Origin of the sequence: Streptomyces sp. NBC_01210 (genome assembly GCF_036010325.1) — a bacterium.
In the GTDB taxonomy this organism is placed as follows: domain Bacteria; phylum Actinomycetota; class Actinomycetes; order Streptomycetales; family Streptomycetaceae; genus Streptomyces.
In genome coordinates this window covers 2,635,097-2,648,615 of sequence record NZ_CP108549.1, presented here as the reverse complement: position 1 = coordinate 2,648,615, position 13,519 = coordinate 2,635,097, and the positions used below count along the sequence as shown (strand labels likewise).

Sequence of the window (13,519 nt, the reverse complement as noted above, 5' to 3'; positions counted from 1 at the left end):
ATCGTACGTGCGCGCGGCGGCGTGGCGATCCCCGGTCAAGGCCCCGAGACGGTCACCGCCTCCGGCGGATCGCCGCCTCGCGACTCGGCAGGTCAGATCCGGGCGCTGAGGCGCGCCTTCGCGGCCGGCCACTCCTCCGTGAGGAGGGAGAAGTAGACGGTGTCCCGCCATGTACCGTCCGGGCGTCGGCGGTGGCGGCGCAGCACACCCTCGCGCCGGGCACCCAGACGCGCGATGGCGGCCTGCGACCGCTGGTTCATATGGTCCGTCTTCAACTGGACGCGCCCCATGCCCAGCTCCTCGAAGGCGTGCGTCAGCAACAGCAGCTTCGCCTCGGTGTTGACGGCCGTGCGCCAGGACGCGCGCCCGTACCAGGTCCAGCCGATCTCCAGACGCTCGTTCTCCGCGTCGACGTCCATGAACGTGGTCCAGCCGACCGCCCGGCCGGTCCCGCGATGGATGACGGCGAACGGTATGTACGTGCCGTGCTCCGCGGCTTCAAGCAGTTCACCGAGCTTGGAGCCGAGTTCGTCCTGCGTATGCGGCGTCGGGCCGCCCTGCCAGCGCCAGACCTCGTCGTCTCCGCCGCCCGCGGCGAAGAGGTCGCCGAGATGCTCCATCGTCAACGGTTCGAGGCGCACATGGCGGCCGGTCAGTGTCACAGGCAAAGGTGTCTGGGCAGGCATGGCTCGAACCGTAACCACTTTCTGCACTAGCCGCAATCCTGTTTTGCACTAGTGCGATGCACTACCGATTAGGCTTGCCGCGGGCCCCGAAACGATCAAGTATGCAGTTCCAAGTGGGAGTTACCCCGGGGTAAGCGGGCGGGAGGGGTGGGGCATGGGGACCGTACGGAGACCAGGGGCGTATGTCTGCGGGATCGACGCGGCGATGGATGTGGTCGGCGGGAAGTGGAAGGTACTGATCCTCTGGGCGCTCAACGAACAGACCTGCCGCTTCGGCGAGCTGCGCAGGCTGGTGCCGGGCGTGACCGAGAAGGTTCTCGCCTCTCATCTGCGGGAGTTGGAGGCGGACGGCATTGTGCGTCGCGAGGCCCATGCCGAGGTACCGCCTCGCGTCGAGTACTCGCTGACCTCGCTCGGGGTCTCACTCAACGACGCGCTGGCGCCGCTCGGCGCCTGGGGACGGGAGAACATACTCGCGGGCTCGGTGGACACTCACCAGCCACAGGCCTAGGTGCCGAGCTTCCTCACGGAAGGAGTGTGCCGCATCGGCGCAGTGTGACGTGTCACAGACAACCCGGGCGGTGCTATGGGAGTTTCAACTGTGTTACTCCTCAGTGGAGTTGCTGAGCCGAGGATGAGGACCGGACGGCACGACGGACCGCATCGGTCGCCCCGCGAGGGCGCCGGAGGCGGAACCGCGGGCCGGCGGCGGCATCCGGCTCGAGACGGTCTGCCCGTACGTGGAGAGGATCGAATGAGCACTCTGGAAGCCATGACGCTCGACCAGGTGGTCGACACGGCTCGGTATCCCCTGCCGGAACTCGAGAGCGCCGAGGGGCAGGCCGTGGTTGCCCGTGCCCGGCGCGAACTGTCGACACTCGGCTGCACCGTACTGCCGGACTTCATCCGCCCGTCGCTCCGAGATGTCCTGCAACAGGAGTGCTCGGCCATCGCCCCCCGGGCATACTTCGACGTCGAAACGGCCAACGTCTACAACATCGCGGTGGACTCGGCTCTGCCGGAGGACCACCCCGGCCGGAGGACCTTCCAGCGGGGCAACGCGTTCGTCGCCCGGGACCGCGTCCCCACAGACTCCCTCATCAGCCTGCTCTACTCGCACACCGTGTTCCAGCGCTTCGTCGCCCGCTGCTTCGGACTGCCGCAGCTGCACGAGTTGGCCGACCCGCTCTCCGGGCTGGTTCTCAACGTCGTCGCGCCGGGTATGGAGCACCCCTGGCACTTCGACACCAACGAGTTCACCGTGAGCATGCTCACCCGGCAGGCACAGGACGGCGGTGTCTTCGAGTACTGCCCGAACATCAGGTCCGCGCACGACGAGAGCTTCGACGACGTCCGGGACGTACTGGACGGCCGGGGTGAGCGGCTGACCAGGCGCCTCTCCCTGCAACCCGGTGACCTGCAGCTGTTCAAGGGCCGCTACTCGCTGCACCGGGTGAGCCCCGTGCGGGGCGAGGTCGCGCGCCACTCCGCGATATTCGCGTACAGCGAGCGCCCCGGAGTCATCGGCAGCGTCGCACGGACCCGGCAGCTCTTCGGCCGGGTACTGCCCGAGCACCTGGCGGCCGAGGGCCGGGCCGTCCGGGGCGACCGACTGCTGGATTAGCAGACCGCGAAGGAGTGCAGTCGTCGCAGGCCGTTTCCCCACTCTGAGATCGACCGAGGAGTAAGCCCTGTGCGTTTCGACGCGACCGGAAAAGTCTCGCTCGACCACATCTACACCCAGCCAGATCCCCGCAGCTATTTCCGCCTACTGCGCCCGCTCGGCTACTGCGTTCCGCAACAGGCCAAGCCCTACTTCGCGAAGCTCATCAAGGAGTACCGGGAGTCCCAGCACGTCACGGTGCCGAAAGTGCTGGACATCGGCTGCTCGTACGGAATCAACGCCGCCCTGCTGAAGTACGACGCGACGATGGACGAGCTGTACGCGCGCTACGACGACAAGGGTCGCGAGGGGGAGAGCCGCGAAGCCCTGCTGGCCCGCGACCGGGAGCTGTCCCGCTCGCGCCGACCCGCCCAGCCCATCCGCTTTGTCGGCCTCGACACCTCCGGCAGCGCGCTGTCCTACGCGCTCGAGGCCGGGTTCCTCGACGACGCGGTGCACGCCGACCTGGAGGACCACGAGCCCACACCGCGCCAGCGCGCCCAGTTCGCCGGGACGGACCTGGTGATCTCGACGGGCTGCCTCGGCTATGTCACCGAGCGGACGCTCGGACGAGTCATCGAGGCACAGGGCACCCACCGGCCCTGGATGGCGCACTTCGTGCTGCGGATGTTCCCGTTCGACCCCGTCGAGCGCGCACTGGCGGGGCTGGGCTACCGGACCATTCGTGTCGAAGAGGTATTCAAACAGCGGCGGTTCGCCTCTTCGCAGGAACAGGCGCTCGTACTCGAGCGCATGTCGGCCGCCGGAGTGGATGCGCGGGGCCTGGAAGCGGAAGGCTGGATGTACGCACAGCTCTTCCTTTCCCGGCCCCACGACATCCCAGGTCCCAACGATCCGAATCGAGAGCGGAATTGAAGATCAGTCAGGACGTAGCAGGCAACGTGACCTTCGCCCAGGAGGACAGCCTGCCGCGCGTGCCCCTGCCCACTCTGGAGGCGAGCTGTGAGAGGTTTCTCGCATGGTCCGCGCCGCTGCTGAGCGCCGACGAGCGGGCGGCGACCGAGGCTGAGGTGGCCGCCTTCCTCCGGCCGGACGGCCCCGGCCGGGTGCTGCAGGCGGCGCTGGAGGAGTACAACGCCACGGAGGGCGTGCACAGCTGGCTCGACACCTTCTGGCCCTACCGCTATCTGGGCCGCCGGGACCGGATCGCGCTCAACGCCAACTTCTTCTTCCTGTTCCAGGACTCCGGCCAGGCGCAGGTGGAGCGGGCGGCCGGGCTCATCGCCGGGGCTCTCAACTACAAGCGGCAGCTCGATCAGGAGCTCATTCCGCCGGTGGTGCAGCGCGGAGCGCCCCAGTCGATGGTGCAGAACAAGTTCCTGTTCTCCACCACCCGGATCCCCGGCGCGCAGCAGGACACCGTCCGCGCCCCCTACACCGACCAGTGGCCCGGCCCGTCCGACGCCCGGCACATCGTGGTGTTCTTCCGGGGCAACATGTTCCGGCTGGACGTGCTCGGCTCGGACGGTGTCCCGCACAGCCTGGACGACCTCGAGGCGGGGCTGTGCGCCGTGATGAAGTCCGGCGCCGAGCCGGCCGGCGCGGACACCTCGGTGGGCCATCTGACCACCATGGCCCGCGCGGAGTGGGCGGCCGCCCGCGAGTCCCTCCTCGCCCGCCACCCCCGCAACGCCGACGCGCTGGACGATGTCGAGACCGCGCTGTTCTGTGTGGCTCTGGAGGACTTCGCACCCGCGGACACCCAGGACACCTGTGACCAGCTGCTGTACGGCGACCGCGGCAACCGCTGGTTCGACAAGGCCGTGTCCTTCATCGTCTTCGCCGACGGCCGGGCGGGCATCAACGTCGAGCACTGCGAGCTGGACGGGACCACCATCCTCAGCTTCACCGACGCCTTGCTCAGCGCCCCGGCCGAGGAGCACTCACAGCAGTCCGGGGCCCGTTCCCAGGGGCTGCCGGCGCTGGAGCCGATCGTGTTCGAGCTGGACGACGCCCTGCGGGCCCAGGTGCGCTCCGCCGCCGACGCGTTCGCGGCGTACGGGCAGAACACCGCGACCAGCACCGTGTCGTTCGCGGACTTCGGCAGCAGCGCGATCAAGGCACTGGGGGTGTCGCCGGACGCGTTCGTCCAGGTCGCCTACCAGCTCGCCCACCAGCGCGCGAAGGGGCACCTGGGTGCCACGTACGAGTCGATCGCCACCCGGCAGTACCGGCACGGGCGGACCGAGGCGATGCGCGTCGTCACCCCCGAGATGGGGGAGTTCGTGGCGGCGATGGACGACCCGGCGACGGACGCGGACACCCGGCGCGCCGCGTTCCGGGCCGCCGCCCAGGGCCATGTGGCGCGCGCGAAGGAGTGCCAGGCGGGGCAGGTGCCCGAGCAGCACCTGTGGGAGCTGGAGCTGATCCAGCGGCGACGCGGGGCCGAACTCGGGGTGACCGAGCAGCCCGCGCTGTACCGGACGCCGGGCTGGCTGACGATGCGGGACGACTACCTGAGCACCAGCTCCGCGCCGTCCGAGAACATCCAGTACTTCGGCTTCGGCTCGACCAGCAGCAGGTGTATCGGTGTGGCGTATGTGCTGCTGCCCGAGCGCTTCAACCTCTACCTGAGCACGCCGCTGGCGGTGGCCGACCAGATGCGGACGTTCGCCGACCGGCTCCGGGAGGCGGTGGCCGAACTGCGGGAGCTGGTGTCGTCCGAGGGGTCGGAGGACTGAACGGCCCGGGACGGGCCAAGGCGGGCTGACCAAGCCCGGGGGCCGACTTGTCAACAGAGTCGGCCCCCGCACACGGCTGAGGTCCGCATGCTGCGTTGCGCTACGCCATCAGGACGAGCAATACGCGATGGCCTGAATCGATTTGGCGCTGCGGGTTGGGTTGTCGCCGACGACTTGCCAGCTGTCGTCGGGGGTGCCGGTCGTGGTCCGCCAGGAGATACCCGGCACAACCCCAGCGTTGGGGGTGTACCAACCGCCGGAGACCGCCTCATGGCCGGCCGGACATTGGGCTGTGCTCTGGGCGGAACCACCCGCAGGCACGCTGACGAGTGGTCCGAAGTATGCATTGGTGCTGCCGGTACCAGCGGGACCTGTGGGGCCCGTCGGACCTGTGGGCCCGCCCGGCGTACCAGGAACACCCTGCGCGCCCGTCGGACCCGTCGGGCCCGTCGCTCCCCTCTTGCAGTTGTCCTTGCCGCCGAGTTGCGACACATCCGTGCACGCATCGAGTACGCCGCTCGGACCGCTCGACGCGCTCACGCGCTCGCCCGTGCTCTGAGCCGCGGCCACGACGGGACTGATCACCCCGGCTGCCAGGACCAGCGCAAGCGAGGCGATCGTGCTGCCGGCCAGCCACTTGTCTCGACGTGGCAGCGGCCCCAGCACGGACCCTGTCCTGTTGTCAGGAATCATGCACTTGCTCCTTGTTTCAATCGTTTTGTCCTAACCCAAGGGTGAGCTTGGCCCGTACGCGGCCGATCGATCGTCACGCACGATCGGAACGCGCCGATTTTCGACAACTCGGAGCAATCGACATATTCATGATGAGCCGATTTTCCATCCACTGATGCGCACTTGATGGCGCACGGCCAATCGGCGCCATTCCGAGGCGCTCCGCGTAGGCAGAAGCCCGCGAACTGCGTGTACTTGAGCCCGGTCGCGTACCTGGGCCGTCGAAGTACACGAGCCTCGGCGACCGAGATTGCTCGGGTAACTCTGGTACGCCTCGGAGCATTTCGGTTCGGACGCGATGGTGTGGTGCCGCGAGGAGCATTGCGCGGCACCACACTCGGGGCGGTTTGTCAGCCGTTGACGCAGGTGTTGCCGGATGCCGCGTTCAGCAGCCCGATGATGTCGATGCTGTTGCCGCAGAGGTTGATCGGGACCTGGATCGGAACCTGGATCACGTTGCCCGAGACGATGCCCGGGGAGCCTGTGGCGACGCCGTTGGCCCCGCTGTCGGCGACGGCGGCACCGGCGCCGCCCAGGAGCGCGCAGGCAACCAGGCCGGCAGCGGCAACCATTGATCGGATTTTCATGCTGATCTCCTATCGGTTGAGGTCGTGCCAACTCATCCGATAGCACTTGCCTTGTGTGACCGAGTCGTTCACTCCTTGGTGGGCGAGTCGGTGAACGAGCAGGGCCGGGGGCCCACAGTTCAGCTCGGGTTGCGCATGAGCCGTTGCCGTTGCCATTGGCCTACTCCTGGGGCTGCCAGGCGTAGCGAATGTCCGGCTCATGTTCCTCATTGCGCAGTCCGTCAGTGCGCTCAACTGCGATGAAGCCGTGCCGCTCGTAGAACCGTTGCGCTGGTCCATTGACCTGGAACGTCCACAACCCCAGTCCATCGGGCCGCTGCCGCTTGGCCAACTCGACGAACCGGTCGCCCACACCCCGGCCGCGCCACGACGGATCGAGGTAAAGCTGTTCCAGTTCTCCGCCATCGAGTACCAGGAGCCCGACCACGGCGCCCTCGGCGACGACTACCCAGGTCTCGTACTGAGGCACGACCACGTAGGAGAACCAGTCCCGCACCTCATCGTCGCTGTGCGCGCGGCGCACGGTCGGCAGCGCAGCGGTGAAGGAACGCAGCCACACATCGGCTATGTCGGCCGCATCGGAGTCATCCGCACGCCGAAAGACAAGCTCAGCACTGTTCACAGCGCGCGACTATCGCAGATGAGTGATCCTGGCGCATCCGGATTCGAGAACGCGGCCCATCCACGATCACTGCCAGAGACCCTTCACCGCCCCGGACATCCCGGCCCCGCCGCCGTGGGTCCGGGCTTCGGATCACTCAGGTTTCTCCGCTCAGTTATCGAGAACAATTCCGGCCCGCGCGCGGTGGCGGTCAGCCCCCTCCTCCCCCCCGCATGTCGCGCAGAGCCCCCACGCCAGAGACGACCGCACAGATCCCGACAGGCACGATCAGGTAAACGGGGAAGATCCGGATCCACGACGAGACGGCGGACGGCAGCCAAGGGCATCCGAACATGGCCACGGCGCCGACGCCCAGGAGCAGCGAGCAGGTGCCGGTGCGCCCCTGCGGGGCCGTCACTTGGGGCTCCACTCGGACTCCGGCCATTCGTACTCGTCGAAGCCGTCCGGGAGCTTCCCGCACGGGGCGTAAACGCTGACGGTGAGCGTCCCGGTGGGCTGATACCAGTCCACATCGACCATGTCGTCGGTGTCTGGGCGCTCGAACCTGAAGCCCAGGTCGGAGACGTTCTCGCTGGTGAGCTTCCAGCCCTCCTGCTCCAGCCGTCGGCGTACGCGCTCCTGACCGCTGCGGGCGATGTTCCTTGGGACGTCCGTCACACGCCATTCGAGTCCGAAGCTGCGCACGTCGCTGCGGCCTTCGTCCATGTGGGCGATGGACCGCAGCCCGCGGTAGTAGCAGGTGCCCGTTTCCACGCGGGAGCTCACGTCGGGCGGCCCGGGCAGGGCCACCTCGTCGTACACCCGCTGGGCTTCCTGCTTCAGCCGAGTGGCGACCTGGTCAGGGTCGCTCGCCGGATATGGCTCCCCGTTCCACACGCGGTAGCAGGTCACGGTCACGGCCACGGTCACGGCCACGACGAGCAGGATGCCGATGAGCCACAGAATCGAACGAACGGGGTGCTTCTTCAGCATCCGTCGGCCCCCACGCCGGCCGTAGTGGCCGCCACGCGAGAGACGCGCCACATCGAAGCGGGACGGAAGGTGCAGGTGGCAGGCTGAACGGAACTCATAGTGCGGAGGTTAGAGGGCTGGGGACACGCGGCGCGTGGGGGTGGCTACTCAGATCCAGGTGAGTAGCCCACCAGCCCCGGCAGTCGAACATGGGGTTCAGCGGGCCGGCACGACGGCTTGCCGCACCGACCGATCGCCCCCACCCTCAGACGTTGGTGAGGTCGAGGCGGTGCAGGCCTGGGTCCCGGCCCGGGCCGCCTGATCCGCGACGTGGAGCGCGCCACGCCTGGCGAGGCCTCGGGCTGTGGCGTCGTTCCCGGTGATCCATGAGCGCACGTTGGCGCAGCGCCTCAACCGCTGGGTGTTGCCGGCCATGACGTTGTTGGCAGCGGCCGGTCGAGTCACCTTGGCTACGGGTGCGTTCGGCTAGTCGTGTCGGCAGTGTGCTGCTGGAAGCGACCGTTGGCGTCGGGTGTGTTCGATGCTCCCGTCGCTGCGGCGTGGTGTCGTTGCCCAGGATGGGAGCCAGGCTGTCTCGGGGAGCGGTGCCAGGCTTCCGAAGTGGTTGATGATTGCCCGGAGTCCTGGGTGTGGATTCGCTCGGGGGAAGATGAGCGAGAGCGGGTATGCGAGCGTCGGATTCACGATCGGGATGCGCCGTAGGTCGTGGTTCGTCGGCCAGATGTACCGGTCGCGCGAGCCTACGAGGGTTGCCACGTCTGCGGAGTCCGCGAGGATGTCGAGGAGTACCTCGTTGCCGAAGTTCGGGCCCGCGGCGTCGATCCGGAGGTCGAAGTCGGTGGCGAGCTGATCGTAGAACTCTGCCCATTCGCTTCGCGGCGCGATACCCGGCACCCAGATCCGGTGCCGGCGCAGCTGGGATGGTGTCAGTGTTCGTGCGGAGGCGAGCGGGTGCCTCGGGCCGACGAGGAGTTCCAGCGGGGAGTCGAACGCGTGGATCATCTGCACGTCGCGCGGCAGTGTGGCCGGGTCGGTGACCGAGCGGAACGAGGCGTCGATATCGCCTGCTTGGACGGCGGTGACCGCCACACGCGGGTCGTTGACCCTGAGGGTCACCACGTCGAGGTCGGTTTCGGGATGCGACCGCCAATAGTCGTGCAGGACGACGGCCTGCGCGGATCTCAGGCCGAGCACGTCGATCCGAAGGGCCCGCGAGCCCGGTCTGATCGCGGTGATGGCGCGATCGACACCCGTGATGATGTTCCGGGCGTGCGGGAGGAAAGCTTGGCCGTCGAGTGTCAGCTCGACCCCTCGGGCGGTGCGGGTGAACAACCGGACGTCGAGTTCGCGCTCAAGGGTTGCGATCCGCTTCGACACGGCCTGTTGCGTTACGCCGAGCTCGTCGGCCGCGTGTCGCAGCTGTCCGAGTTCGGCCGCGCGGACGAACGATCGCACCGCCTCGGTCTCCATTGATCCAGCATAAACGCGCCCAACTGATGGTTGTGGCTCGCCCGGGAGCCGGTTGTTTGATCCCGCGACGGTGCGGCCGGTGTGATGCAGAGACCCGAACATCGGTTGTCGCGAGGGAGTCGCATGCGCGTGCAGTTGGGGCGCAGTTTCGGTTGGCTGTGGTCGGCCTACGCCGTCGGTACATACGGTACGTGGATTGCCTTCGGCGCGTTCCCGCTGATCGCGGTGCGAGTGCTGCACTCGCCGGCATTCGCCGTGTCGCTCCTGGAGGCGGCCGGGCTTGCCGTCGCGGCGATTGTTGCGTTCTCGCTCGGGCCGTGGGTTGAGCACCGGGCCAAGCGTCCGGTGATGATCGCGATGGACCTGATCCGGTTCGTCGCGATGGCAAGTGTCCCGATCGCGTACGTACTCGGCTTGCTTTCATACGGCCAACTGCTGGTCGTATCGGTCATCTCCGGGACCGCGAGCATCGCCTTCACCGCCGCATCCGGCGCGTATCTGAAGTATCTCGTGCGTAGCGATCACCTCCTTGTGGCGAACGGGAGATTCGAGGGCACGAGCTGGGTGGCGACCGCGGCGGGCCCACCCCTCGGTGGTGCACTCATAGGGTTGCTCGGCCCGGTCATCACTGTCATGGCCGACGCCCTCAGCTACCTGCTGTCCGCGCTCGGGGTCCTCCGCATCCGCGGAGGCGACGTCGCGGCACCCCGCGACCGCGCCACCAGGTTGCGCGGAGCCGACCTTCTCGGTGGCTGGCGGTTCATCCTCCGTGACCGCGCACTGAGGCGCCTGTTCCTCAACTCAATCCTGGTCGGCGGCCTGATCATGGCCACCGTCCCGCTCCTGTCCGTCCTCCTGCTGGGCCAGTACCACTTCCCGGCCTGGCAATACGGTCTTGCCTTCGGCATCCCGGCACTCGGCGGCTTTGTGGGCGCCCGCCTCTCCGCAGGCCTCGTGACCCGCTACGGCCGGCAACGGGTCCTGATCGTCTCCGGCTGGCTGCGATCGCTGTTCCCACTCGGTCTCACGTTCGTCCATCCCGGCATCCCCGGACTCCTCACCGTGATCATCGTCGAGGGCCTGCTGATCACCTGTATGGGCATCTTCAATCCGATCTACGCAACAGAACGCCTGCAACGGACTCCCGCGGATCACACCGCCCAAATCCTCAGTACATGGAGTGCCATCAGCAAACTCCTACAAGCTGCCCTGATGGTGATCTGGGGCATTCTCGCCACACTCACCAGCCCGCTCGCCGCGATCACCATGTCCGGCGTTCTCCTGCTCGCCACCCCGCTCTTGCTGCCCAAACGGATACATTTGTCCGCCCCTGAGCCCGCCGCGTCGGCCGAAGACGTCCGGGTCGCATGACTCACCGCAACGCCCCTCTCACCCCGGAAGGGCGCCGCCGACTCGGCGCAGCCCTCGAAGGCAGCCGCCACCAGCGCATCACCCCGTACACGCCGAGGCACCCCACGGAGCTCTCGACCGTCAACCGTCGTCCGCATCACAACTCAGTGACAGCGTCAGCAACGTCCTGGCCTCCTGCAGCTGGGCCTTCTTCTGGCGTTCACCGAAAATGGCTGTCGGCCGTACTCCTCCGAAGGGGAGGAGATGATCGGGTGGCAGCCGCGTGACAGCGGTGAGGGCTGCTACCGGGGAATCCGGGGTAGCAGCCCTCGCTGCTGTTGCTGACAGCGCGTCAGGGATTGGCGTGGCGATGCACACTCAATCCAACGCGATGGTGCTCAACTGCTCGACACTGACCGGCGTCAGCCGCCCAGTCCGTCGGCGGCCTGCTTGATGTCCGCCGCGAAGGTGCTCACCTCGGTGTAGACACCGGGCTTGCCCGGGCGCGCGCAGCCCTCGCCCCAGCTGACGATGCCGACCTGGATCCAGGCACCCGCGTCGTCCTTGCGGAACATGGGGCCGCCGGAGTCGCCCTGGCAGGTGTCGACGCCGCCGGTGTCCAGGACTCCGGCGCAGAGCTCTTCGCCGGGGGTCAGCTGGTCGCCGTACGCCGTCTGGCAGGTGGCATCGTCGATGAACGGGACCTTGGCCTTGAGCAGATAGCGCTGCTGGTCGCCGCCTTCCTTGTCCGCGCCCCAGCCGGCGATGTCGAAATCGCCAGTGTTGAACTTGTCGTCCCCGGCGATCGGCAGGGTCGGCAGATCGATCGGCTTCTCGAGCTTGATCAGTGCCCAGTCCTTGCCCTTGCCGTTGTAGCCGGGCGCCTGGAGGACCTCGGTGGACTTCACGCTTATCGCGTTGGAGTCCTCCAGGTCGACGACGCCCGCCGTCGCGGTGATGCCGGTGTTCGGGCCGCTGCCGTCGACGCAGTGGGCGGCGGTGAGAACGATGTCCTTGGTGTACAGCGCGCCGCCACAGCCCATGGACAGGCGGACCATGAACGGGAATTCACCCTGATCGGCCTTGGTCCCGCCGACGACCGTCGTGCCTACCTCACCGCGTGGGGTCGGTGCGGAGGCGGCGTTGGCCGCGCCGGGCTGGAGGCTGAAGGCGGCGAGGGCGACGGCACCGATCGCGGTGGTCGTCCTGAGGTGCTTCAGGTAGCTCTTCAACGGACTTCCTCTCGTGGGGGGTACGCCCAATGACGGGCCCATGCCAACCACGGGAATCGGAAGTCACCACCGAATGAAGTGCGTTGGAAAACGGCAGCACGTCGTAAGGCGTCCGAACCCAGTGGGGGATGAGTCCGCAAAGCGCCCTGCGATTATGTGGAACAAGCGACCGGGGCGACAAGGGTGCGCAGTCCCTCAACTCTCCTAGGGCTGTGGCCTGTTGGGGCCATACCGGCCGATTCAGCCGCCGGTTCGGCGTGATGGGCCTGACGACGTGTGTTCAAAACATCGCACCGTTCAATCCGACGTGCGGCATCGTAGGGCCTCCTCCGGGTCCACGCAGTCCTCCGCGCTCCGAATGGGGCAACTGGTTCCAGCGGGCCGTCCGCCTGCCCACCGAACAACTCGAAGTCCAACTCGCCTTCCCGGCCGTCCTCGACCCCGTCGTGTGGGGCACCGAGACCTCCATGATCGACGAAGCCTCCCCGCTGCGGACGCCTCCCGTCCGCAGCGACGACGGCGAGCTCCGGCAATTCACGTGGATCACGACCACGCCCGCCCTTCACGCTCGGTACCGTCTGGAGTGGCGGCTTCGGGCACGGTCCGGACGCGACACAGATCAAGGGGAGTTCAGGTGATTGACGTGCGGCCCAGCCAGAGAATGCGAGACCTCGGAGTCGTCCAGCACGGCGCCGGCATCCTCGCCGAACCGGCCCGCGCCTTCGATCTACCCGCCGAGCGCGACGAAGCCGAGTGCCTCACAGACGAACTGTTCGCCGCCATGGAACGAATCGGAGAGGTCCACCCCTTCGCCAAGGGCAAGGGCAAGGGCAAGGGCAAGGGCAAGGGCATGGGCATCGCGGCACCGCAGATCGGCATCGGACGAACCGCCGCCGTCGTCCAGCCACCCGGCGACGCCCCCGCCATCATCCTGCTCAACCCGAAGATCACCACCCGCTCCGACGAGGCGGACGAGCAGTACGAGGGCTGCCTCAGCTTCTTCGACGTCCGCGGCCTTGTCCCCCGCCCCTTGACCCTCACGGTGGTGACCACGGCCCTGACCGGCGAGGCCGTGACCACCATGTACGAACGCGGCCTCGCCCGCCTCATCCATCACGAGATTGACCACCTCGACGGCCTGCTGTACACCGCCCGCATGAGGACCGGCGTCGAGCCGATCCCCGTGGAGGAATACCGCCAGACTGGCCGTGCGTGGGCGTACGAGCAGTAGGAGTCGTCTGCGGATGGGGGCGGAGATATGAGCGATAGGGCAACCATCCGGCTTGGACGCCGTGCACAACCACGGCCCCCTGAGAGTGACATGCCTCACGCTGCTACCGTTCTTGGCGCCGTGAAACGAGACACTGCCCGTGACGCCAGCGAGACATGAACCGTCGCTGGCAGAGTGCCGGAACTCCGTCACCGACTCCGACCGGGTCTGCTATTGGCTGCTGGTGAAGCCCACAGGCAGCTGATCGCCGAGTAGGCCGCCCCTGATCAACA

At 67.6% G+C, this 13,519-nt stretch carries 13 protein-coding genes; 6 read left to right on the top strand and 7 right to left on the bottom strand.

The annotated features are described in order from the left end of the window. Positions 1-92 precede the first annotated feature (92 nt). A complete protein-coding gene (locus OG735_RS12065; RefSeq protein WP_327323154.1) occupies positions 93-686 on the bottom strand; it encodes a GNAT family N-acetyltransferase in 594 nt (197 codons plus the stop codon). A 154-nt stretch (positions 687-840) separates the two neighbouring features. Here OG735_RS12065 and OG735_RS12060 point away from each other — a divergent pair, with 154 nt between their 5' ends. The 4 genes from OG735_RS12060 to OG735_RS12045 all read left to right on the top strand — a co-directional run bounded on the left by OG735_RS12060 (position 841) and on the right by OG735_RS12045 (position 5,051). Then, on the top strand, positions 841-1,197 hold the full coding sequence (locus OG735_RS12060) for a winged helix-turn-helix transcriptional regulator (protein WP_327323153.1): 357 nt from the start codon (positions 841-843) through the stop codon (positions 1,195-1,197). Between the two features lie 243 nt (positions 1,198-1,440). Then, positions 1,441-2,310, top strand: a complete 870-nt coding sequence (locus tag OG735_RS12055) for a HalD/BesD family halogenase (RefSeq protein WP_327323152.1) — start codon at positions 1,441-1,443, stop codon at positions 2,308-2,310. Positions 2,311-2,379: 69 nt separating this feature from the next. Continuing rightward, positions 2,380-3,225: a class I SAM-dependent methyltransferase gene (locus OG735_RS12050; RefSeq protein ID WP_327323151.1), complete on the top strand. Its 846-nt coding sequence runs from the start codon at positions 2,380-2,382 to the stop codon at positions 3,223-3,225. Positions 3,226-3,251: 26 nt separating this feature from the next. Continuing rightward, complete coding sequence (locus OG735_RS12045) at positions 3,252-5,051, top strand: choline/carnitine O-acyltransferase (RefSeq protein ID WP_327323150.1); 1,800 nt, start codon at positions 3,252-3,254, stop codon at positions 5,049-5,051. A gap of 108 nt (positions 5,052-5,159) precedes the next feature. Here the strand turns inward: OG735_RS12045 and OG735_RS12040 are convergent, their stop codons facing one another. The 5 genes from OG735_RS12040 to OG735_RS12020 all read right to left on the bottom strand — a co-directional run bounded on the left by OG735_RS12040 (position 5,160) and on the right by OG735_RS12020 (position 9,434). Then, positions 5,160-5,744 (bottom strand): hypothetical protein, encoded by a 585-nt coding sequence (locus tag OG735_RS12040; RefSeq protein ID WP_327323149.1) that lies wholly within the window; start codon positions 5,742-5,744, stop codon positions 5,160-5,162. A 389-nt stretch (positions 5,745-6,133) separates the two neighbouring features. Continuing rightward, a complete protein-coding gene (locus tag OG735_RS12035; RefSeq protein WP_327323148.1) occupies positions 6,134-6,370 on the bottom strand; it encodes a chaplin in 237 nt (78 codons plus the stop codon). 160 nt (positions 6,371-6,530) lie between these two features. After that, a complete protein-coding gene (locus OG735_RS12030; RefSeq protein WP_327323147.1) occupies positions 6,531-6,992 on the bottom strand; it encodes a GNAT family N-acetyltransferase in 462 nt (153 codons plus the stop codon). Positions 6,993-7,385: 393 nt separating this feature from the next. Further along, entirely contained in the window at positions 7,386-7,964 is a 579-nt protein-coding gene (locus OG735_RS12025) for a hypothetical protein (RefSeq protein WP_327323146.1), read from the bottom strand. 465 nt (positions 7,965-8,429) lie between these two features. Then, a complete protein-coding gene (locus tag OG735_RS12020) occupies positions 8,430-9,434 on the bottom strand; it encodes a LysR family transcriptional regulator (protein ID WP_327328287.1) in 1,005 nt (334 codons plus the stop codon). A gap of 123 nt (positions 9,435-9,557) precedes the next feature. Between OG735_RS12020 and OG735_RS12015 the strand changes: the two genes are divergently transcribed. After that, a complete protein-coding gene (locus tag OG735_RS12015) occupies positions 9,558-10,805 on the top strand; it encodes an MFS transporter (RefSeq protein ID WP_327323145.1) in 1,248 nt (415 codons plus the stop codon). 401 nt (positions 10,806-11,206) lie between these two features. Here OG735_RS12015 and OG735_RS12010 read toward each other — a convergent pair whose 3' ends face one another. Next, the gene (locus tag OG735_RS12010; protein WP_327323144.1) at positions 11,207-12,016 is read right to left on the bottom strand and encodes a S1 family peptidase; all 810 of its coding nucleotides are present in this window, start codon (positions 12,014-12,016) and stop codon (positions 11,207-11,209) included. A gap of 661 nt (positions 12,017-12,677) precedes the next feature. On the opposite strand from OG735_RS12010, the gene OG735_RS12005 reads away from it, so the two are divergent. Beyond that, positions 12,678-13,247 (top strand): peptide deformylase, encoded by a 570-nt coding sequence (locus tag OG735_RS12005; RefSeq protein ID WP_327323143.1) that lies wholly within the window; start codon positions 12,678-12,680, stop codon positions 13,245-13,247. The last annotated feature ends 272 nt before the right edge of the window (positions 13,248-13,519 follow it).